This window comes from Sporomusa aerivorans, assembly GCF_041428895.1.
GTDB lineage: Bacteria > Bacillota > Negativicutes > Sporomusales > Sporomusaceae > Sporomusa > Sporomusa aerivorans.
Genome location: NZ_CP156926.1, coordinates 3,021,346 through 3,042,500 on the forward strand (window position 1 = coordinate 3,021,346; position 21,155 = coordinate 3,042,500).

Below are 21,155 nucleotides of genomic sequence, written 5' to 3' on the forward strand. Positions count from 1 at the left end.
AACTGTAATTTTACACTATCTCACAAAACCTTATCCGATGAACTGACCGCTCTTTGCTGCCATCTACTTTTATTTGACCCTAAAAGTGCCAAGAGCGGCCAGGTTTGTATTCAGTTTGTATAACCAGGACCTGCGGCGAAAAGTTCAGGAGGAATATCCGCTTGGCAGGCATTGCTGTGGAACATGGCGGCAAGCTTTAGCGCATTCTCCCGGTACGCTGTTTGGCTGTGCCAGAATAATGACGGATTCAGTAAGTCATCAGGAATTCCCGGACATTTTAGCGGCCGGTGTAATTTAAATACCGGTTCTGTTATATATTCGGCAGAGTCCAGGAAACCGTTTAGCGCGGCTGTCACCAGCAGGCGGGTGTTATTACTGTTGATTCTTGTCCCTGAACTATAAGGGCCCCCCTGCCAGCCGGTATTTACCAAAAATACGCGAACTTTATGTCTGTTGATTTTCTCTTTAAGGAGGTTGGCATATACTCCAGGCTTAAGCGGGAAAAACGATGAACCAAAGCAGGCCGAGAATGTAGCCTGCGGTTCGGTAATGCCAGTTTCCGTTCCCGCCGGCCTGCTGCTGTAACCGGAAAGGAAATAAAACAAGGCTTGTTCGGTGGTGAGCCTGGCAATTGGCGGCAGTACCCCAAATGCGTCTGCTGTCATAAAGACTATTGTGGACGGATGAGATCCAGTGCCGGGGTAAATACTATTTGGTATATGGTCCATAGGGTATGCCGCGCGTGTATTCTCTGTTATCGCCTGGCTGTCATAGTTTGGCCGGCGGGCTTCATTATCTACAACAACATTTTCTAAAATTGCACCAAATTTGATAGCATCCCAGATTTCCGGTTCATATTTTCGGGAAAGACGGGTACATTTGACATAGCAGCCGCCCTCAATATTAAATATACCATCCTGACTCCAGCCATGCTCATCATTCCCGATAAGACAGCGATCGGTATTTGTGGACAAAGCGGTTTTGCCGGTACCGGACAGACCGAAGAAAAGAGCAGTTTCCCCATTTGCGGCTTGATTAGCCGAACAATGCATCGGCAAAATATTTTGTTTAGGCAACAGGTAATTTAGTAGCGAAAATATGGATTCTTTTATTTCGCCTGCATAGTGAGTACCACCAATAAGTATTAGCTTTCTACCTGGATTAATAATGATAAAGGTTTCCGATCTTGTGCCGTCGGCTGCAGGGTTAGCTGTAAAACTGGGTGCGGCCAATACGGTAAGTTGAGGTGTAGTGGGGACAGGCCAACAGGTGTCTTGGGCTCTGATCAGAAGTTGCTGCATAACAATATTTTGCCACGCAAATTCATTTATGACTTTGACCGGCAGACTATATCTGGGGTCGGCGCCGGCATAACCGGCAAAAATAAACAGATCTTTGCCACGTAAGTAATCCAGCATTTTGTTGTGAAGGGAATTAAACTGCTTTTCGCTCATTTTGAGATTGTTTTCCCACCAGATATCCTGAACTGTATCAGCGGTTTCAACAATGTATTTGTCATTTGGGGATTGCCCGGTATATTTGCCGGTGTAGACCAAGAATGCACCTGTCGCTGTTAGCATACCTTCACGACGGAACAAGGCCATCTCAATTAATTTAGGTATCGCAGTATTGAAATAAATCACTTATACCCCTCCCCGGTACTGTCGTTCAATATGGTGTAATATAGTATTCAGACAATTGAAAGATGCGACAGGGAAGAGTATTAAAAACATATAGAAAAAAGCCGTCCCAAAGACGGCGGATTTTGGCCAGAACGTATAACTTTCATCGAAAAGGGGGAGTTTGTATGTAGGACCTGAAGGTCTGAGAAAATAGTCTTTTTTTCACTAACGTATAATATAGTGAATACTAAGACCATACCCCTCTGACAAATCAAGTACAGTTCCGTTATCAAGCTGAACCATGGCTAATGCTGGCTGCTCCTTATTTACAAATACTACTCGACCTTGGCGTCCATCGGTGAGCGCAACCCTGTTGCCGGATAAAAAGTTCATCATGTTGTCGGAAAACGTTATACAGACTTTGGGATCAAGCCGGCATAACTCATCCCGTAATTTTTGCAGGCTTAGGTAAGGACTGAGCATAGCTTGTGGGTTTTCCCGGTTAATGGTCATGCCTTCATCATACAAATCGGCAATGGCCACGATTTTGGCATAAGGATGTATATGGGCTTCGGTGATTCCTCCCGGATAACCGCTGCCGTCTCGGCGCTCATGATGCTGAAAAACGGCGGCGGTAATGCTTTGCGATATGTTAGGAATTTTACTGACGAGTTCATAGCCATAGGCGACATGCTTCATGTATTGCTCATATTCAGCAGGAGACAGTTTGTGGGTCTGATTTAGTAATTCGGGCGGCAAAAGGGATTTGCCCACATCATGCAACAACCCCGCCAATGAAATGGCGTTAACTGATTCGGGCGGATATTTGAGCCAGATAGCAATGAGAGCCGAAATGGCGCTGACATTAACACTATGGTACATAGTATAGTCATCGCAAGGCGGCAAGTTATACAAGCGGTCAATTACATTGCCGGCCTCATGGACAGTGGCGGCAATTTCGCCGGCAGCCGTATTAAAAGTATCAAGGGGTATTTCCTGCGTTGACCGGATATCATCAAACGCCTTTTGTACCACTGTTACAGTTTGGTTGTAGGTATTAAGAAATTTTTGGAGTTTGGGGTCGACGATAGGGTTAGCGGTTTCTACCTCAGCATAGATAAAAACTTTTGGTATCTGCCAATTGCTAAGCTGTCTAATATTATGTTGAGTGAGGATATTGTTCTTGTTAAATAAAATTTTGCCGTTGCTTGAGCAGACATCGCGCGCCAATTCCATTCCTGGAACAAGAAAGGCTATTGGCTGCTCGATTACCTTGCGTGTTTCGTCAGTTGTTAAGCTCATAGACACCTCTCATATCAGAGTGGTATAAATAAATATATGGCAAATTATTCAACATAATATAAAGAAATCCTCCAACATAAGACAAATTTCTACGGTAATATTTTCTGTTTTTTCAACTTGGCAGAAGGATTTTTGTAATTTGCGGATAAGTATTATACCAAGTATATTTCCGGAGGTGTTGGTTTATATGACCAATTGTTCAACTATCATGGCCATTGTTCAGGAGAACCGTCTGGAAACGGCTGTAAAAGTCCAGGATATACTAACCAAATATGGCTGTTATATCAGGGTGCGGCTGGGATTACATGATGCGGCTGTTAATTCCTGTACTAATGATGGCATAATCCTACTGCAGTTATGCGGCGAGGATATTCCAATTAAACAGATTGAGCAAGAACTAAAACAAATACCTGATGTAAAAGTAAAATACATGGTAATTGATTAGGAAAATACGGGCGCGGCTTACCGCGCTCGTACCTGTTTGTTTGCTATACAGCTGTTTTATTGACAAAATGAGGAAACAATAATATACTTGTGAAAAAATGCAAAAGCTAAGGTGGATTTTAACAGTGGAGGGAATGTTCAATGTCTGTAAATGTGTATTATATTCCGTTGGCTGATGGTCTGCCGGTTGGTGAGCAAGTAAGCGCTATGGCCAGGATTTTTGCGGCTTCCGGCGCTTCAAAAATTATAAGTACTAACGATTTTGTCGCAATTAAATTACATGTTGGCGAGAAGAAAAACACAACGCATGTTAAACCCGAAGTAGTCCGGGTTTTGGTGCAAGAGGCCAAAGCTTTAGGTGGGCAGCCATTTTTAACCGAAACCTCTACATTATATAAAGGTGAGCGTGAAAATGCTGTTAAGCATATTCTGCATGCCCACAACCACGGTTTTAGCATTGACAATGTTGGCGCGCCTTTTGTAATGGCCGACGGGCTTGCAGGCAATACCGAACACGAGGTCGAGATAAACGGCGAACTTCACAAATCTGTCAAAGTTGCCAGAGAGGTGTTAAGCGCCGATTCGCTTTTAGTGGTTTCGCATCCTACCGGCCATCCTGCTGCCGGCTTGGGCGCCTGCATTAAAAATATCGGTATGGGCTTGGCCAGCCGCATGGGAAAAATGCGGCAGCATTCGGCTATGATGCCGGAAGTGAATGCCGCAGCCTGTAAGTATTGTCAAAAATGTATCAAATGGTGTCCGCAGGATGCTATAATTGAGCAGGGCAGTAAAGCTTTTATTGTTGCGGAAAAGTGTATAGGTTGTGGTGAATGTCTGGCTGTTTGCCGGTTTGATGCTGTAAAATATGATTGGAATGCCGAGTCGGGTTATATGCAAAGGAGTATGGCAGAGCATGCATATGGCAGTGTAATTGGTAAACCGGGCAAGTGTTTTTACTTTAATGTTCTTGTCGATATGACCAAGGATTGTGACTGTTTTAATGTAAAGCAGGCAAAGATCATTCCTGATATTGGCATTTTGGCGGCGGATGATCCTGTAGCCGTTGATAAGGCGACACTGGATCTGACTGCCAAGGCGCATGGCAAAACCTTAGCGGAAATTTCTTATGCTCACCATGATGCCATGATTCAAATCAAGCATGCTGCAAAAATTGGTATGGGTTCTTTGGAATATCAATTGATTACACTGGAATAGATCGATTATCATTTATATAAACAGATTGCCTTACCCGGTGCGGGTTGTTAGAGGAGAAACGGAAATGTTATGAAAACAAATGCCGCCAGAATATTGGATGGTCTCAAAATTAGCTATGAGTTGCATGAATATGAGGTCGATGAGAGTGATCTAAGTGCTCAGCATGTGGCTGACAAGGTGAATATGCCGCATGGTCAGGTTTTTAAAACGTTGGTGGCCAGAGGCGACAAGACTGGTGTAATTATGGCCTGCATTCCCGGTGCTGCGGAGTTGGACCTTAAAGCTTTGGCTGTCGCCAGTAGCAATAAAAAAGTAGAAATGGTAGCATTAAAAGAGGTACAACCTCTAACCGGATATGTCAGGGGCGGGGTTTCGCCGCTCGGCCCCAAAAAACGTTATCCGGTTTTTATTGATGAGAGTGCTGAGAGTTGGCCGGTGATTGCTGTTAGCGCCGGTGTGCGGGGTTGTCAGATAGTGGTTGCACCTTCTAGTTTGGTGCAGGCGGTAAATGCCCGGTTGTGCCCGATTGCCCGCGGCGAGTAAATGATTCATCTGAATGTCCGGGGAGGAGTAAAGTATGCAAATTATTATTCATAAAAGCATTAGTCAGGTTGTTCCTAATTGCCGCCTGGGGTATTTGCTTATTAACAATGTTGTTGTCCGGGGAACGCCGCCTGCTTTAAGTCAGGAGTTTGGCCAGTTACAACAGGAAGTTGCCAAAGCATATAATATGGAAGTTCTGCCGAAGCTTCCCCGGATTTTGGCAGTGCGCAATATGTACAAAAAACTTGATTTTGACCCGTCGCGTTATCGGCCGGCGTCGGAGGCGCTGGTACGGCGGGTATTACAAAAAAAAGACTTGTACTATGTCAATAGTGCCGTTGATGTTAATAATTATTGTTCAATTAAATATCTGCTGCCTTTTGGGCTGTATGATTTGGATCAGATAACCAGCGATGTAGTGTACCGGCGAGCCGATGAAGGCAATTACATAAATATCGCTAATAATGAGGTTTCAACAGGCAATAAGCCGTTTCTTACAGATTCGCTGGGGGTATTTGGCAATCCGACGTCAGACTCGCGGCGGACGGCTGTTACCCTGACAACCCGTAATCTTTTGGCTGTTATTTATGCTGATGAAAGTGTGAGTGTAAATGAATTAAATAGCATACTGGATTTTGCAGGCGCTATGTTTGTTTGTTATAATGGTGGGACGGTAGCCGGAAAAAATGTTGCTCATACCGGTGAATAACTGCCATAAGCTGTAGGAAGGGGAAACTTATATGTATGTTAGCACACGGGGGGCAGCTGAAAAATTAACATCGGCCCAAGCCATTGCCCAAGGGATAGCCCCGGATGGAGGCTTATTTGTCCCGGAATCTTTGCCAGTGATGGATGAACAGACCTTAAAGCGCATGATTTCACTGAATTACCAGGAACGTGCTGTTGCTGTGCTGCAATTATTTTTAACTGATTATAGCGAGAGCGAACTGAAAAGCTGTGTTGCCGGCGCTTATGGCGGTGATAAGTTTTCCAGTTCTGCAGTAGCGCCGGTTGTTAAAGTTACTGATGATGTTTTTGCTTTGGAATTGTGGCACGGGCCAACCAGTGCCTTTAAAGATATGGCTTTGCAACTCTTGCCCAGACTTTTATCCTGCGCACTTAAGAAAATTGACGAACACGCGGAAATTGTGATTCTGGTAGCGACTTCCGGCGATACTGGCAAGGCTGCGCTGGAGGGGTTTAAAGATGTTGATCAGACACGCGTCATGGTATTTTATCCGGAAAATGGTGTGAGTCAAATTCAGCGTTTGCAGATGGTTACCCAGCAAGGGAATAATCTTGCTGTATTTGCGGTAAAAGGCAACTTTGACGATGCACAAACTGGTGTAAAACATATTTTTAACGATAACGCATTTAATGCACAATTGGCCGCTAACAGCTTTAAGCTGTCGTCTGCCAACTCCATCAACTGGGGGAGACTTGTGCCGCAGATTGTATATTATTTCAGCGCATATGCGGATTTAGTCCAAAGTAAGCATATTAGCGCCGGCCAGCAGGTCAATTTTGTTGTACCAACTGGTAACTTCGGCAATATTCTCGCAGGCTATTATGCCAAGCGAATGGGTCTGCCTATTAATAAGCTGATTTGTGCTTCTAATTCGAATAATGTACTGACCGATTTTCTTGCAACAGGTGTATATAGCCGTAAGCGAGAGTTCCACAAGACCTACTCGCCTTCTATGGATATTTTGATCTCCAGTAATCTAGAGCGGCTGCTCTACCATATGAGCAATAACGCTCCGTCTGAGGTCAGCCGCTGGATGAGTGAACTAAACAGTAAAGGTGAGTATCAGGTCAGTGATGAACAATTGCAAGCTATCCAAGCTATCTTCCCGGCAGGGTGGGTAAGCGACACGCAAACAGTAGCTACAATTGATAAGGTTTATAAGGAATATGGCTATACTTTGGATCCTCATACGGCAGTTGCCTGGCAGGTTGCTGAAAACTATCGCCGTGAGACCGGTGATTCGAGTCCAAACATTATTGTTGCCACTGCCAGTCCTTTTAAATTTAATGATACGGTACTTAGCGCTTTGCAAGGCACTGACAGTTTGGCTGCAGTATCAGAATTTACTGCATTGAATAAGCTGGCTGAACTTATTGATACGCCGGTGCCGGCGGCACTGGCTGAGCTTGAACACTTGCCTGTACGCCATACGAGTGTGTGTAATCCCAAGGATATGCCCGGGGTCGTAAAGGTTGCCCTGAAAATTGCTGAATAAAGAAAAATATTAAAAATACTGCATCACTATCCTTGCCTAATACTGAAGCCAGTAATCCGGTCAAGGATGTGGAGCAGTATTTTTTTTATTTCAATTAGGTATACTAATAGGTTGATATAAAGATATTGTAGTATATTTATTTGTATTTAATATAGCCAAATAGATCTGTATACAGTATACTATGAAGTACATTATACTAATAACTGCTGAAAGGGAAGGGGTATAAGGTATGACAAGTAAAATATTACGCAATTTGAGTCCGGCGCATTTGACCGAAGCGGCCATTAAGCGGGGCGAGGGCCAATTAACAAGCAGTGGCGCCTTGCATGTTACGACAGGTAAATACACCGGCCGGTCGCCTAATGACAAGTTCGTGGTCGATTCACCGGGAGTTCGCAATATAATAGACTGGACTAATAATAAGCCTTATTCTGTAGATAAATTTAATCAGTTGCATAACCGGATGCTGGCCTATATGCAAAACAGGGAGTTGTTTGTGTTTAACGGCTTTGCGGGAGCTGATCCCGGATACCGTATTCATGTTGAGTTTATAAATGAATATGCCTGGCAAAATTTGTTTGTACAGCAGTTGTTTATTTGCCCATCCCCGGAAACTGCGACTAATAGCCCGGATTATAAAGTAATTTGTCTTCCCGGTTTTAAAGCTGACCCGGCTATTGACGCTACAAACTCAGAGGCATTTATTATCCTGAATTTTGAACAAAAACTGGTGCTTATTGGCGGAACGCAATACGCAGGGGAAATGAAAAAGTCTATTTTTACCGTGATGAATTATATCTTGCCGGAGAAGAACATTTTGTCCATGCATTGCTCGGCAAACGTAGGCAAGGCTGGTGATACCGCCCTGTTTTTTGGCTTGAGCGGTACCGGTAAAACAACCTTATCCGCCGATCCTTACCGGCGGCTAATTGGCGATGACGAGCACGGCTGGAGTGATGCAGGGATTTTCAATATTGAAGGCGGCTGTTACGCCAAATGCATTGGCCTCAAGCACGAGACTGAACCACAGATTTGGGAAGCTATTCGCTTTGGCGCTGTATTGGAAAATGTGGTTGTTGATGTGGCGACAAGAATACCCGACTTTGCCGACAGTTCCATTACCGAAAATACCAGAGTTGCTTATCCTGTCGAATACATACCGAATGCTCTGATTCCCGGAGTGGCCGGTCATCCCAAAACCATTGTATTTTTAACAGCCGATGCCTTTGGCGTGCTGCCGCCAATTGCCAAGCTAAACAACGAACAGGCGATGTATCATTTCCTTTCCGGCTATACCAGTAAGCTTGCTGGTACCGAACGTGGCATTACCGAGCCGCAGGCAACCTTTTCGGCTTGTTTTGGCGCACCGTTTTTACCACTGTCTCCGCTAAGATATGCTGAACTGTTAGGGGACAAGTTGAAACGCTATGGTACGCAGGTATTTCTGATTAATACTGGCTGGTCGGGTGGACCTTATGGAATAGGCAGCCGAATGAAGTTATCCTATACGCGGGCTATGGTGACCGCTGCAATTGAAGGTCAGTTAGATCAAGTGCCATATCAGCTTGATCCGGTATTTAATGTTTATGTACCGTCAAGCTGTCCGGGCGTGCCGGAGGCAATTCTTGCACCCCGCAACACATGGGCGGATAAGTCGGCTTATGATCAAAAGGCGTTGGAACTGGCCAGGCTTTTCGTAAAAAACTTCAGCAGCTTCAAGCAAAATATGCCGGACGCAATCTCTTCCGCCGGACCAAGATGTTAACAAATGTGAAAGGCCGCCGTTTTTATAAGACGGCGGCCTTGGTACATATTACGACAGAGCGGGCAATCTCTGCATAAGACTAAGCAGGGGAGAGAAGAGGTCGCCTGCCTGAGCGGTGCGTTCCAACACTTGTGTGGCTTCAAAAGTTAGCAGTTTGGGATCGTTTTGATCAACGGCCCGGATTACTTCCTGCCAGGTAACAGGCGTGGAAACTGTGGGCTGCTCTTTGGCGCGGAGAGAATAGACACATACCGTGGTTTTATGTTCATCGTTTTGGCTCCAGTCAATAAAGACTTTACCGGGGCGCAACGCTTTCTTCATATTGGCGGTAATCAGCTCCGGATATTTTTCCTGAAACTGGCTGGCTAGAATCCGGGCAAAATTTTTGGTCGCGTCATAGTTTACCGGGGTATTTAATGGCACATACACCTGCAGCCCTTTGGAGCCTGAAGTCTTTGGAAAGCTTTGCAGCTTATGCTTATCGAAAAAACTCTTTAACAGCAGGCTTACCTGTGCGCAATTTACAATTGTTGCCGGCGAGCCGGGATCAAGGTCGAAAACAAGCTGGGTCGGTTGATTTATTTTTGGTGCCTGCGATAGTGAGGTATGCAGTTCTAAGGCCGCCAGATTAGCGGCCCATACCAGTGTTGGTAAATCGGCGGCATTACAAAAATTGATATTGCGGTGATTCCCACCGCTCCAAACAGGGATTGTCCTAACCCAATCAGGACGATGTGCCGGACATTCCTTTTGGTAAAAGAATTTGCCGTTAGCTCCATTCGGGTAACGTTTCATTGTAAGCGGCCGATTGATTAGATGAGGAAGCAGAAACGGAGCAATACGGATATAATAATCAAGCATTTGCCCTTTTGTAAAGCCGGTTGCCGGGTAAAACACTTTGTCGAGATTGCCGATTTTAAGTTTATGTCCGGCTATATCAATAATAGTTTTATTTTTACTATCACTGGGCACGGGCTTTTTTCCTCCTGGCCGGAGCGGCTTGTTTGCCGGTTGGCATCATTTTCTTATCTGTAGTATTCTTACCTTTAATAGCCGAGATACTTGCTTCCAGTGCAGCCATCAAATCAATAACTTTGCCGCTTTCTTTAACTTCAGGCCGGCTGATGACAGTTTGGCCTTCTGCTTTTTTCTCAAGCAAGTCCATGATTTGCTGGTGATACTGGTCATGATATTTGGCAGGATCAAACTCAGTTGTCAGTGATTCAATCAATTGTTCGGCCATAATCAGTTCTTTCTTTTGCGGCTCGGGAATATCAATTGGCAAATCTTCCAGTTGGTCGGCCGCCAGCACTTCGTCAGCAAAGTGCATTGTCGACAGGGCCAGTGCTTGCCCAACCGGACGGATGGCAGTAAGATATTCTTTATTACGCATAACAACTCTTGCAATGGCAACTTTGCCGGTGTTCTGCATGGCAGTATGTAGCAGAGAATAGGCCTTACCGGCGCCTTTATCAGGCGTAAGGTAATAGCAACTGTCATAGTAAAGAGGGTCGATCTGATCCAGTCTGACAAAATCCTCGATGGCAATGGTACGGGCATTTCTGGGCTGAATTGCTTCCAGCTCTTCGTTTGTTACCACCACATATTGATCTGGTGAAATCTCGTAACCTTTGACAATGTTTTCAGCCTGTACTTCGCTGCCGTCGGCAGGACAGACTTTTTTTAAGCGTATACGACAACCATCTGATTTGCGAAGCTGATTGAAATGAATAGATTTCTTTTTTACGGCATTGTACAATTTAACCGGAATATTGACCAGTCCAAAACTAATGGCTCCACTCCACATTGGACGGGGCACAGGTATCACCTCCGGAATTATTCTTCGCGTATCACCTGACGCGGATTTTTGTCATATCTTAAACCTTTGAAAGAAGGATGACGAAGTGTGTGGTTAGGGGTCCATTCGGTAAATTCAAACTCGCCAATCAATACCGGTTCAACATAACGGACGTTTTTTACTGGCAGATCTTGGTCAAACGGGTTATCATCCCGATATAATGGCGCCAGTTGTTTAGCTAAAGCTTGGAGGGTAGCCTGAGTAAACCCGGTACCTACTTTGCCGGCATACAGCAACCGTTGGGATATACCCTGTGTCTTTGCGTTTTGCTGAGTAATATCATAACAACCAACAAGCAGAGCGCCAATTTTTCCCTGGCGGGTTCCCTGACCTGGAACCCAGCCGCCAATAATCAGTTCCTGGCGGCGTTGGTTTTTAATTTTTAGCCAGGCGCCGGTGCGTTTGCCTGCCTGATAGGAGCTGTCCAGTCGTTTGGCTACAATACCTTCCAGGCCTAAATTCCGGCTGGCGGTTAAAATTGCTTGTCCATCACCTGTTTTGAAACCGGGAGTCTGCCAGTTGGGTCCCTCTAAAGCCAGGCTTGCTAATATGGATCTGCGTTCGAGATAGTTTTTGTCTAACAGTAAATTACCGTCTAGGGACAGAATATCAAATATTATGTAATGCACAGGGATTTCTTGCCTTAGTTTTGCAATCAGCTTGTCATCGGTTACTCCCATACGGTGCTGGAGCAGGGAAAAAGAAGGCAGGCCGGCAGTGTTAAAAGCTACGATCTCGCCGTCAAGAATTATTTCTTGATGACCAGTTCCAATTGAAGAAGCCAACGCCGTTAGTTCCGGATACTGCCCGGTTAAATCTTTAAGATTGCGGCTGACTATCTTACATTTAGAATCTTCAAAGTATAAGATGGTTCTGATGCCGTCCCACTTGATTTCGAAACTGTATTGGGTTTGATTGTCAGGCAAATTACCTGTCTTAGCCAGCATAGGTTTAATTAGTGGCATAATATCCTCGTAATTGATAGTATGGTCTTAGTTTTTGCAGGGACAGCAAATATATTACAAAATTCTCTTATATGAAATCCAATAAAGAGTCTTTTAAAAGACAGGTAGTAGGTCACTTTGCCATTGGCTCTTTGCCGGGCCTAAGTTTTTACTAACGCCGTGCCTGTAAATCTTTATTGGATACTATATAGATGGGGTAGGGACAGAAAATGGAAAAAATAAAAACAGGCCGGATTTAACCGGCCTGTTAGCAAGGCAATAATAATTAACGATTGGCTTGGAAGCAATCGCGGCAATATACAGGTTTTCCGGCAGTAGGACGGAAAGGAACCTGAGTTTGAATGCCACAGGCGCTGCAAGTAGCGTCAAACATTTCACGTTGCGGACGAGCATTGCCGCCCATGCGGCCACCATTTTGACGTTTTCTAGCTGCACGGCAGTCCGGGCAACGGGAAGGATCATTTTGGAAGCCTTTCTCAGCGTAAAAAGCTTGCTCAGATGCAGTGAAAGCGAAAGCTGCACCGCACTCTTTACAGGTAAGATCTTTGTCTTGATAATCCATGTTTAACCAACCTCCGTTAAATGTGTTTGACGCAAACAATTGCTGGTCGGTTGGTCAAGACATGAAGACGCTAGCCATCGAGAGCAATTATGTTTTGTCATATCTAAAATATACCTTTTAGAGAATTAATTGTCAAGAGATGGATAGTATTTTTTCCAGTTCGTCCAGCATGCCGGAGAACTTGTTAAGTGTGAGCTCTACCGGCTCTGGCGTTGACATATCTACTCCGGCTTTCTTTAGTATGTTTATGGGATAATCCGATCCGCCGCTTTTTAAGAAACCAATATATTTTTTCTGAGCATCGGCTTTCTCTTCCAGCATTTTGGCGGCAAGAGTTGTGGCTGCGGCATAACCGGTTACATATTGATAGACATAGAAGTTCCAGTAAAAATGTGGAATCCGGGCCCACTCTATGTCGATTTCCTTATCTACCACCATATCCGGACCATAATATTTGACATTAAGGTTATGCCACATTTCATCCAGCAAATCAGCCGTAAGTGTCTCGCCGTCTTCGGCTTTGTTGTAAATGTCTCGCTCAAATTCGGCAAACATAGTTTGACGGTAGACAGTAGCTCTGACCATTTCCAGATATTGATTAATCAAATACAATTTTTTTTGTTTGTCAGTTGTTGTTTTTAATAAATAATCGTTTAGCAGGATTTCATTAGTCGTGGACGCTACTTCGGCCGTGAAAATAGTATATTGAGAAGTGGCATACGGTTGCGTAGCCTGACTGTAATGACTATGGATGGCATGCCCCATTTCATGAGCCAGGGTGCTGACGTCCTCCAGCCGGTCATTATAGTTAAGGAGTACAAACGGGTGGACACCATATACACCCCAACAGTAAGCGCCTGTCTGTTTTCCTTTATTCTCATACACATCAATCCAGCCGGAAGTAAGACCTTTATTTAAAATATCTGTATATTCCGGCCCGAGTGGTGCTAGTCCGTCGCGAACCAGTTTTAGGCCATCGGCATAGGGAATATCGAATTTCACATGCTGAGCTAACGGGGTGTACAAATCATACATGTGAATAGTATCAAGCTGCAGGGCTTTTTTCTTCAGTGCAATATAGCGATGGAGAGGGGCGAGGTTGGAATTTATAGTGGCAAGTAAGTTATCATACACACCTACGGGTATATTCCCGTCTGACAGGGCAGACTCCAGGGTTGAAGCGAATTTCCGGGTACGGGCATAAAAGATATTTTTTTTGACATTACCTGACAGCGTCGCGGCAAATGTATTGCGGTAAGAGTTATAAGTGCCGAACAACCCTGTAAAGGCGTCTTTGCGAACCCGACGGTCATTTGACATAATCAGTGACCGGTAACGTCCTTCGCTTAGGGCTACGGGGTTGCCATTTTTGCCTGAGATATCCGGAAATTTCATATCGGCATGGGCCAACATGTTGAAAATGGTTTCGGATGCCTGTGTGGCTTCTGCTGAACGGGACAGAATTTCTTCTTCCGCAGGTGATAAAATATGTTGTTTTTGCCGGTCTAAATTATCAAAATAGAAGCTGTAATCCGCAAGGGGCTGCTCCCTGCGGTAGGTAGCCAAGACTTGATCAGGCATGGCCAAAATTTCCGGCTCTATGAACGAAGTGGCGGCACTGGCCTCAGCAAGCATACCTTCAGTTTTACCGACAAGCGCTTGATATTTTGCATTTGCTGTGTTTTCATCCCGGTGTAGACGGGCATAGGCAAACAATTTGCCGGCTAAGATATTAATCTCATCCCGTAATCTTAAGCAAGCAGCCAACTTATCAACAGATTGGGACAAAGTATCCTTATAGGCGCCTATAGCAGGGAGGTCATTTTTTACTTTCGCTAGGTCAGTTTGCCATTGCTCCTCCGTTGCATAGATATCTTCAACATGCCATTTATACTCGGATTGTATATCCTCGCGTACTGGCAGCGCAGTAGATGTTTGCGACATATAATCACTTTCCTTTCAAAAATTATCACATAGATATATTAGCCGAGATTGTGCCATTTCCTGGTATAGGATGCCCTGAATAAAATATTTTCTATACTTTGAAGTATTTGAGGATTCCTTCACAGATACTTACAGCAGCATTATCGCGTCCGTCAACACTGGATAAAAGCATTTCTTCCACAGGATTGGAAATAAAAGCTACCTCAACCAATATCGCCGGCATATTGGTATAACGTAATACATAAAAACTGGCAAAACGGGCGCCGCGATTTTTTGTTCCCAGGTTTTCCGCCAGAGTCCGCTGAACTAGATTGGCCAATTTTGTCGACTCTTTATCACCATAGTGGAAGGTGGTAGTGCCTGCGGCTGTGTTGTTGGTAAAGGAGTCATTATGGATGCTGACGAATAAATCGGCTTCAGCCTGATTGGCGGCCTCTACTCTTGCTTCAAGTCCTTGATTGGCGCTTGCCTCGGCATGGGCTACGTCGGCGTCGGCGTCTCTGGTCATAATAACAATAGCCCCGTTTTTTTCCAGTTTTTCTTTAAGCAGAAGCGCAATAGCTAATGTATTGTCTTTCTCCAGGGTGCCTGTAGGTCCTGTCGCACCCGGGTCACTGCCCCCGTGTCCGGGGTCCAGGCAAATGGCCTTGCCGGCCAAGCGGGCGTTCTCGTCTTCGATTCTGTCATCGGCCTGCTGGCTGACAGGCAGCGGGGGCATAGAGGAATCTTTGGAATTGATCAGAACTAATTCATGTTGTGCATCATAACGGATTCCCCAGTTAAGCGCTTTGGCCATATTACGGAGAGTTATTAATAAATCACGGTTGACGCGGGCACTGCCGGGTAAATAGCGTCCGTCGATCATTATCCGCATATTTCTCACCATCCTCATGTTAACCTTATTCTATTTTATGCGAAGCAAACTGGGGTGGTGAATACCCGTAAATCAGCCAGGCAGGATATTTGACAAGCGTGCCCGAAAACACTATACTTTCAGGAGATCATGGATTCAGGAGAAGACTATGAAGGTGTTACTTTCAACATTAAATGCAAAATATACTCACTCTTCGTTAGCCCTTAGATATCTTGCATCTTTTTGTCAGCGTTACGGACAAAGTGTGACGGTCCGTGAATACACAGTGAATAACGGGTTGCTTGAGATTTTAAGTGATATATATACCTATCAGGCAAATGTAATTGGACTGGCTTGTTATATATGGAATATTGAAGCCAGTTTGCAGCTCGCTGCGTTAATAAAGAAAGTCCGGCCAGAGGTTATTGTTGTCTTAGGCGGACCGGAAGTATCTTATGAACCGCAGGCTGTGCTGGCAGCAAATCCCGCAGTGGATTATATTGTCCTGGGCGAAGGTGAAAAAACCTTAAGTCTGTTGCTGGACGCACTTAAAGCGGGAAAAACGGCGGAGGCTATCGCCGGAATAGCTTATCGCGGCAGTTGCAAAGGGATTGTTGGAACACCCCAAATAATTGATAACCTCGATGATATACCTTTTCCTTATTCAGAGGCTGAGATGCCGTTGCTTAAGGACAAAATAATATATTATGAGAGTTCACGGGGCTGTCCGTTTTCCTGTCAGTACTGTTTGTCAAGTGCAACCTCTGGCGTGAGGTTTTTGAGTCTTGAGCGTGTATTTAACGACTTGCAGTTTTTTATTGATCACAATGTCAGACAAGTTAAATTCGTTGACCGTACCTTCAATGCCCGTAAAGATCATTATTTTCCCATATTAAAATTTCTGGCGGACCAGACTTGCCGGACAAATTTTCATTTTGAAATTGCTGCTGATATTTGGGATAAAGAAGTAGTTGATTTTTTGCATGGGGTACCGGTTGGCCGATTTCAATTTGAAATCGGTATTCAGTCAACAAATCAACAAACATTGACGGCCATACAGCGGCACAATAACTGGTCGCGCATCGTTGAAAACATTAACAGGATCAGAAGTTATAACAATATTCATTTACACCTTGATCTGATCATTGGCTTACCTTACGAAGATCAAACTATATTTGCTAAATCGTTTGATGATGTCTATAGCCTTCAGCCGGACATGCTGCAAATCGGTTTTCTTAAACTCCTTAAAGGCGCGGGTATCCGGGAGGATGCCGGAAGACATGGATATATAGCTATGGATACTGCTCCTTATGAGGTCTTAGCAAATAATTATCTAAGTTATGATCAGGTCAGAAGGCTTAAAATTTTAGAAGAAGTATTTGAACAGGTATATAATAGCGGGCGTTTTAAATATAGTCTGACTTGGCTGATAGCAGCAACAGGCAGTGGGGCTTTTGACTTTTATTACCACCTTGCCTGCTATTGGGAACAGCACGGTTACCATCTTGTTGCCCATAGTGCCAAAAACTTATATAAATATATGGCAGAATTCTGCGAGGCTCTTTACCCGGTTTTGCTGCACAGCTATCTTGAACTTTTGAAGTTTGATGCGCTTATGAGTGAACAGGGGACAGTGCGGCCTGACTTTTTGCCCTGGAATCAGATAAATCAGGCAGCAGCTGATAAGTGGGCTGACGCAAAAACTTCTTTTTGGCGGGATACCAGCCGCGCTAAGCATTATTTGCCGGAATTCTCATTTACTACTTGGCGGGAAATTAAAAAGGCGTACCATGTTGAAGTATTTATGGTTGATATTCCTTCTTATCTCGCTGGCTGTGGCTATTTGGATAACCGGAAAATTGCTGTACTTTTTTCATATCAAAACGGGAGACCGTCTTATCAGAGGATTAAAGATGATGATTTCTGTACCGAGATATAAAACTTATTCCGAATATTTACGCCAAAAATATGGCGAAAAGGTGTATAAACTGCCGGTCAGTCTGCCTGTAACCTGTCCTAACCGTGATGGTCAGTGCGGGCATAACGGTTGTGTATTTTGCGGTGAGATTGGCGCCGGTTATGAAAATCTTCCCGCTTCTCTAAGTGTAAGTGACCAACTTGCTGCTAATAAAGCACATATTGCCCCAAAGTACAAAGCGAAAAAATTTATTCCCTATTTTCAGAATTTCAGTAATACGTACTTGCCGGTAGACCAACTCAAGCGTCATGTCCTGGAAGCCTGTCAGGAAGATATTGTGGCCATAGCACTGGCCACCAGACCTGATTGTATTAATGATGCTTACCTGGAGATGCTGGCTAATATCCAGCTTGAATATGGTATTGATATTAGTATTGAATTGGGATTGCAGACAGTTAATTATCATACATTAATGAAAATTAACAGAGGGCATTCGCTGGCTGAGTTTATTGACGCCACACAACGGATTAAACGCTGGTCGATGGGGGTATGTGCCCATCTTATTTTGAATCTCCCGTGGGATGATATGATCGATACAATTGAGAGTGCTAAAATTATCTCAGCATTAGGTATTGAGCAAGTAAAACTGCATGCCCTGTACATTGTAAAAAACACGGTTATGGCTGAGTGGTATCAAAAAGGTGACTTTACACTCATTAGTAAAGAAAATTATGTTGATAGAGTAGTTAGCTTCCTTGAATATCTTCACCCAGACACGGTAATTCAGCGTTTAATCGGCCGAGCACCGGAAACCAATACTCTATTTACCAACTGGCAGACTGGCTGGTGGAAAATACGTGAAGCTATTGAAGACGAGCTGAGAGTCAGAGACACTTGGCAGGGGAAAAAATGTGAATATTTAAATGGAAGAGCAGTCCAAAGGTTTTTATCCGACGACTAACCTTCAGATGGGGTTAACTGAAGCTAAGTCTGCTTTATTAGGAAATCAATAAAGATTTTCTCTTAAACAGGGGTGTTAGGTACGCTTTGCCGCGGGCGTTTAGTCTGCTTGTAAATCTTTATGGATTTTATGTTGGTGTGTATGTTGAAAGGCTGACAGTGATTCCGGACGAATGCGTTTTCTGACTTATGTGAAAACACTTGCTTTTCTGTGTTTGTCTAAATCTATTTACAAAGAAAGTTAGAGTTGTTAATATTATACTGCAGTTTACGATTTAAGGAGAGTGTAGTATTAACAATGAGAAAGCTTCAATTATTAAAGCAGATTGATAAACTTTCATCTCTGCTTCATAGCAGCGATCTGGAGGAACTCAATTTGACAGCGGGAACAATCAGTGAGATGCGCGAAAAACTCGATATTCTTACTGAAGAATATATTGAATGCTATTGCTAACATCGTTTTAATACGATGTTTTCTTTATGCTCAGGACTTCTTTTTTACTGGGCATGCTCATGGTAAAAAATACCCTACTGGGCTTATTGACACGCTATGATGTGCGTGTTAATATATAAAAGTCGGCTGCGAAAAAGCAATGCCGAACAAAAACTGACAAAAGTTGTATGTTGACTCGGTGTATGTATTGTGTTAATATATAAAAACTGTCATTACGGTTTATCGTTAACAAAAAGTGACGATCATCTAATGATGTCAGAATACGTTCCCTGAAAACTGAACAATGTAAGTAATGCATCATATGCCAGATGTGCGGTGCTCATTTGAGCACATTAAATAATTTCTTTTAAATTTTATGAGCCATCAGATGGCTTCAATAAATAAAACTTTATTGGAGAGTTTGATCCTGGCTCAGGACGAACGCTGGCGGCGTGCCTAACACATGCAAGTCGAACGGTCTGCTGTTCAACACCGAGGGTTTTGGTGATGTGAACTCCGACAGCGTCAAGCGCGAACGATAGAGAGCGCTTCACGCAAATAAAAAGTGCCAACACCTGAGTTTTCGGTGTTGAATAGCAGATAGTGGCGAACGGGTGAGTAACGCGTAGACAACCTGCCTCTAAACTGGGGACAACACCGCGAAAGTGGTGCTAATACCGAATGTGGTAACTTGGTTGCATGACTGAGTTAAGAAAGGTGGCCTCTATATATAAGCTACCGTTTAGAGATGGGTCTGCGTCTGATTAGCTAGTTGGTGAGGTAATGGCTCACCAAGGCGACGATCAGTAGCCGGTCTGAGAGGATGAACGGCCACACTGGGACTGAGACACGGCCCAGACTCCTACGGGAGGCAGCAGTGGGGAATCTTCCGCAATGGACGAAAGTCTGACGGAGCAACGCCGCGTGAGTGAAGAAGGTTTTCGGATCGTAAAGCTCTGTCGTTTGGGACGAACATATCTTGTGTAAATAATGCAAGGTAATGACGGTACCAAAGGAGGAAGCCACGGCTAACTACGTGCCAGCAGCCGCGGTAATACGTAGGTGGCAAGCGTTGTCCGGAATTATTGGGCGTAAAGGGCGTGTAGGTGGATCTTTAAGTCTTGTGTCTAAGTGCGGAGCTCAACTCCGTATGGGCGCAGGAAACTGGGGATCTTGAGTGCAGGAGAGGAAAGTGGAATTCCCAGTGTAGCGGTGAAATGCGTAGATATTGGGAGGAAAACCAGTGGCGAAGGCGACTTTCTGGACTGTGTCTGACACTGAGGCGCGAAAGCCAGGGGAGCGAACGGGATTAGATACCCCGGTAGTCCTGGCCGTAAACGATGGGTACTAGGTGTAGGAGGTATCGACCCCTCCTGTGCCGGAGTTAACGCAATAAGTACCCCGCCTGGGGAGTACGGCCGCAAGGTTGAAACTCAAAGGAATTGACGGGGGCCCGCACAAGCGGTGGAGTATGTGGTTTAATTCGACGCAACGCGAAGAACCTTACCAGGGCTTGACATTGAGTGAAAGGTCTAGAGATAGATCCCTCCCTTCGGGGACACGAAAACAGGTGGTGCATGGCTGTCGTCAGCTCGTGTCGTGAGATGTTGGGTTAAGTCCCGCAACGAGCGCAACCCTTATCCTTTGTTGCCAGCACGTTATGGTGGGAACTCAAGGGAGACTGCCGCAGACAATGCGGAGGAAGGCGGGGATGACGTCAAGTCATCATGCCCCTTATGTCCTGGGCTACACACGTACTACAATGGGCTTAAACAAAGCGAAGCAAGCCTGCGAAGGTAAGCGAAACGCATAAACAAGCTCTCAGTTCGGATCGGAGGCTGCAACTCGCCTCCGTGAAGTCGGAATCGCTAGTAATCGCAGGTCAGCATACTGCGGTGAATACGTTCCCGGGCCTTGTACACACCGCCCGTCACACCACGAAAGTTGGAAACACCCGAAGCCGGTGGGGTAACCGCAAGGAGCCAGCCGTCTAAGGTGGGGCCGATGATTGGGGTGAAGTCGTAACAAGGTAGCCGTATCGGAAGGTGCGGCTGGATCACCTCCTTTCTAGGGAGAACCGTTCGGGGTAACACCTGAACTACTTCCAAGGTCGACACATCAGGCAGATGATAACTCTTACATTGTTTGGTTTTGAGGGAATGCTCATTTAAAATATACTCCGACAAAACCATGTTAACGGGTTGCAGCGTTCGTGGTAGGGGCCGGGGGTAGTGAGTATAAAAAATTCCTTTGAGGCTGTCATAAGCAAGTATCGCTAAGCAACACAGCGAGGGCGAGTTTTCATACAGCCGGAACCTTGGGCCTATAGCTCAGCTGGTTAGAGCGCACGCCTGATAAGCGTGAGGTCAGTGGTTCAAGTCCACTTAGGCCCACCATTTTGGATATTGGTTATTAGACTTTAGATACTGGCTTAAATCCTTTATCTAATATTTAAAATGCAACGTCCAAACAGCTAAACACGGGGGCGTAGCTCAGCTGGGAGAGCACCTGCCTTGCAAGCAGGGGGT

At 44.8% G+C, this 21,155-nt stretch carries 17 protein-coding genes, 2 tRNA genes and 1 rRNA gene (1 of these 20 running past the window's edge); 12 read left to right on the top strand and 8 right to left on the bottom strand.

Annotation, left to right across the window (positions count from 1 at the left end; translation table 11 throughout):
• Positions 1–110: 110 nt before the first annotated feature.
• The gene (gene pckA, locus SATMO3_RS14125) at positions 111–1,643 is read right to left on the bottom strand and encodes a phosphoenolpyruvate carboxykinase (ATP) (protein WP_371381408.1); all 1,533 of its coding nucleotides are present in this window, start codon (positions 1,641–1,643) and stop codon (positions 111–113) included.
• 204 nt (positions 1,644–1,847) lie between these two features.
• Positions 1,848–2,924, bottom strand: a complete 1,077-nt coding sequence (locus tag SATMO3_RS14130; RefSeq protein WP_371381409.1) for an HD-GYP domain-containing protein — start codon at positions 2,922–2,924, stop codon at positions 1,848–1,850.
• A 187-nt stretch (positions 2,925–3,111) separates the two neighbouring features.
• Here SATMO3_RS14130 and SATMO3_RS14135 point away from each other — a divergent pair, with 187 nt between their 5' ends.
• From SATMO3_RS14135 to pckA (SATMO3_RS14160), 6 genes are all read left to right on the top strand, one after another.
• Positions 3,112–3,369, top strand: a complete 258-nt coding sequence (locus SATMO3_RS14135; protein WP_371381410.1) for a hypothetical protein — start codon at positions 3,112–3,114, stop codon at positions 3,367–3,369.
• Between the two features lie 140 nt (positions 3,370–3,509).
• Positions 3,510–4,583, top strand: a complete 1,074-nt coding sequence (locus tag SATMO3_RS14140) for a DUF362 domain-containing protein (protein WP_371381411.1) — start codon at positions 3,510–3,512, stop codon at positions 4,581–4,583.
• Between the two features lie 69 nt (positions 4,584–4,652).
• Positions 4,653–5,126: a Cys-tRNA(Pro) deacylase gene (gene ybaK / locus SATMO3_RS14145; protein WP_371381412.1), complete on the top strand. Its 474-nt coding sequence runs from the start codon at positions 4,653–4,655 to the stop codon at positions 5,124–5,126.
• Between the two features lie 34 nt (positions 5,127–5,160).
• A complete protein-coding gene (locus tag SATMO3_RS14150) occupies positions 5,161–5,835 on the top strand; it encodes a B3/4 domain-containing protein (RefSeq protein ID WP_371381413.1) in 675 nt (224 codons plus the stop codon).
• A gap of 31 nt (positions 5,836–5,866) precedes the next feature.
• Positions 5,867–7,369, top strand: coding sequence for a threonine synthase (thrC, locus tag SATMO3_RS14155; RefSeq protein WP_371381414.1), 1,503 nt, complete (start codon positions 5,867–5,869; stop codon positions 7,367–7,369).
• A gap of 229 nt (positions 7,370–7,598) precedes the next feature.
• Positions 7,599–9,134: a phosphoenolpyruvate carboxykinase (ATP) gene (gene pckA, locus SATMO3_RS14160; protein WP_371381415.1), complete on the top strand. Its 1,536-nt coding sequence runs from the start codon at positions 7,599–7,601 to the stop codon at positions 9,132–9,134.
• Positions 9,135–9,182: 48 nt separating this feature from the next.
• Here pckA (SATMO3_RS14160) and ligD (SATMO3_RS14165) read toward each other — a convergent pair whose 3' ends face one another.
• The 6 genes from ligD (SATMO3_RS14165) to SATMO3_RS14190 form a co-directional block, all read right to left on the bottom strand.
• Positions 9,183–10,106, bottom strand: coding sequence for a non-homologous end-joining DNA ligase (ligD, locus tag SATMO3_RS14165; protein ID WP_371381416.1), 924 nt, complete (start codon positions 10,104–10,106; stop codon positions 9,183–9,185).
• Positions 10,096–10,953, bottom strand: a complete 858-nt coding sequence (locus SATMO3_RS14170; protein WP_371381417.1) for a Ku protein — start codon at positions 10,951–10,953, stop codon at positions 10,096–10,098. Before SATMO3_RS14170 ends, ligD (SATMO3_RS14165) begins: the two co-directional genes overlap by 11 nt.
• A gap of 17 nt (positions 10,954–10,970) precedes the next feature.
• Entirely contained in the window at positions 10,971–11,957 is a 987-nt protein-coding gene (ligD, locus tag SATMO3_RS14175; RefSeq protein ID WP_371381418.1) for a non-homologous end-joining DNA ligase, read from the bottom strand.
• A gap of 265 nt (positions 11,958–12,222) precedes the next feature.
• Positions 12,223–12,519 carry a zinc-ribbon domain containing protein gene (locus SATMO3_RS14180; protein ID WP_371381419.1) on the bottom strand — a complete coding sequence of 99 codons (297 nt, stop codon included), beginning with the start codon at positions 12,517–12,519 and terminating at the stop codon, positions 12,223–12,225.
• A 132-nt stretch (positions 12,520–12,651) separates the two neighbouring features.
• Entirely contained in the window at positions 12,652–14,463 is a 1,812-nt protein-coding gene (gene pepF, locus SATMO3_RS14185) for an oligoendopeptidase F (RefSeq protein WP_371381420.1), read from the bottom strand.
• Positions 14,464–14,554: 91 nt separating this feature from the next.
• On the bottom strand, positions 14,555–15,337 hold the full coding sequence (locus tag SATMO3_RS14190) for an N-acetylmuramoyl-L-alanine amidase (protein ID WP_371381421.1): 783 nt from the start codon (positions 15,335–15,337) through the stop codon (positions 14,555–14,557).
• A 148-nt stretch (positions 15,338–15,485) separates the two neighbouring features.
• Here SATMO3_RS14190 and SATMO3_RS14195 point away from each other — a divergent pair, with 148 nt between their 5' ends.
• The 6 genes from SATMO3_RS14195 to SATMO3_RS14220 form a co-directional block, all read left to right on the top strand.
• Positions 15,486–17,255, top strand: a complete 1,770-nt coding sequence (locus SATMO3_RS14195) for a B12-binding domain-containing radical SAM protein (protein ID WP_371381422.1) — start codon at positions 15,486–15,488, stop codon at positions 17,253–17,255.
• Positions 17,230–18,195 (top strand): TIGR01212 family radical SAM protein, encoded by a 966-nt coding sequence (locus SATMO3_RS14200; protein WP_371381423.1) that lies wholly within the window; start codon positions 17,230–17,232, stop codon positions 18,193–18,195. Before SATMO3_RS14195 ends, SATMO3_RS14200 begins: the two co-directional genes overlap by 26 nt.
• Positions 18,196–18,492: 297 nt before the next feature.
• Positions 18,493–18,648: a hypothetical protein gene (locus tag SATMO3_RS14205; RefSeq protein WP_371381424.1), complete on the top strand. Its 156-nt coding sequence runs from the start codon at positions 18,493–18,495 to the stop codon at positions 18,646–18,648.
• Positions 18,649–19,036: 388 nt separating this feature from the next.
• Positions 19,037–20,694: ribosomal RNA gene (locus tag SATMO3_RS14210) — 16S ribosomal RNA — on the top strand.
• 252 nt (positions 20,695–20,946) lie between these two features.
• Positions 20,947–21,023: transfer RNA gene (locus tag SATMO3_RS14215), tRNA-Ile, on the top strand.
• A gap of 85 nt (positions 21,024–21,108) precedes the next feature.
• A tRNA-Ala gene (locus tag SATMO3_RS14220) sits at positions 21,109–21,155 on the top strand; it runs 29 nt beyond the window's last position.

Coding starts and splice junctions, on each gene's coding strand:
- SATMO3_RS14135 (WP_371381410.1), top strand. CDS start 3,112: ATGACCAATTGTTCAACTATCATGGCCATTGTTCAGGAGAACCGTCTG.
- ybaK (WP_371381412.1), top strand. CDS start 4,653: ATGAAAACAAATGCCGCCAGAATATTGGATGGTCTCAAAATTAGCTAT.
- SATMO3_RS14140 (WP_371381411.1), top strand. CDS start 3,510: ATGTCTGTAAATGTGTATTATATTCCGTTGGCTGATGGTCTGCCGGTT.
- SATMO3_RS14190 (WP_371381421.1), bottom strand. CDS start 15,337: ATGCGGATAATGATCGACGGACGCTATTTACCCGGCAGTGCCCGCGTC.
- thrC (WP_371381414.1), top strand. CDS start 5,867: ATGTATGTTAGCACACGGGGGGCAGCTGAAAAATTAACATCGGCCCAA.
- SATMO3_RS14150 (WP_371381413.1), top strand. CDS start 5,161: ATGCAAATTATTATTCATAAAAGCATTAGTCAGGTTGTTCCTAATTGC.
- pckA (WP_371381415.1), top strand. CDS start 7,599: ATGACAAGTAAAATATTACGCAATTTGAGTCCGGCGCATTTGACCGAA.
- SATMO3_RS14130 (WP_371381409.1), bottom strand. CDS start 2,924: ATGAGCTTAACAACTGACGAAACACGCAAGGTAATCGAGCAGCCAATA.
- SATMO3_RS14200 (WP_371381423.1), top strand. CDS start 17,230: ATGATGATTTCTGTACCGAGATATAAAACTTATTCCGAATATTTACGC.
- SATMO3_RS14180 (WP_371381419.1), bottom strand. CDS start 12,519: ATGGATTATCAAGACAAAGATCTTACCTGTAAAGAGTGCGGTGCAGCT.
- SATMO3_RS14205 (WP_371381424.1), top strand. CDS start 18,493: ATGAGAAAGCTTCAATTATTAAAGCAGATTGATAAACTTTCATCTCTG.
- SATMO3_RS14195 (WP_371381422.1), top strand. CDS start 15,486: ATGAAGGTGTTACTTTCAACATTAAATGCAAAATATACTCACTCTTCG.
- ligD (WP_371381418.1), bottom strand. CDS start 11,957: ATGCCACTAATTAAACCTATGCTGGCTAAGACAGGTAATTTGCCTGAC.
- pepF (WP_371381420.1), bottom strand. CDS start 14,463: ATGTCGCAAACATCTACTGCGCTGCCAGTACGCGAGGATATACAATCC.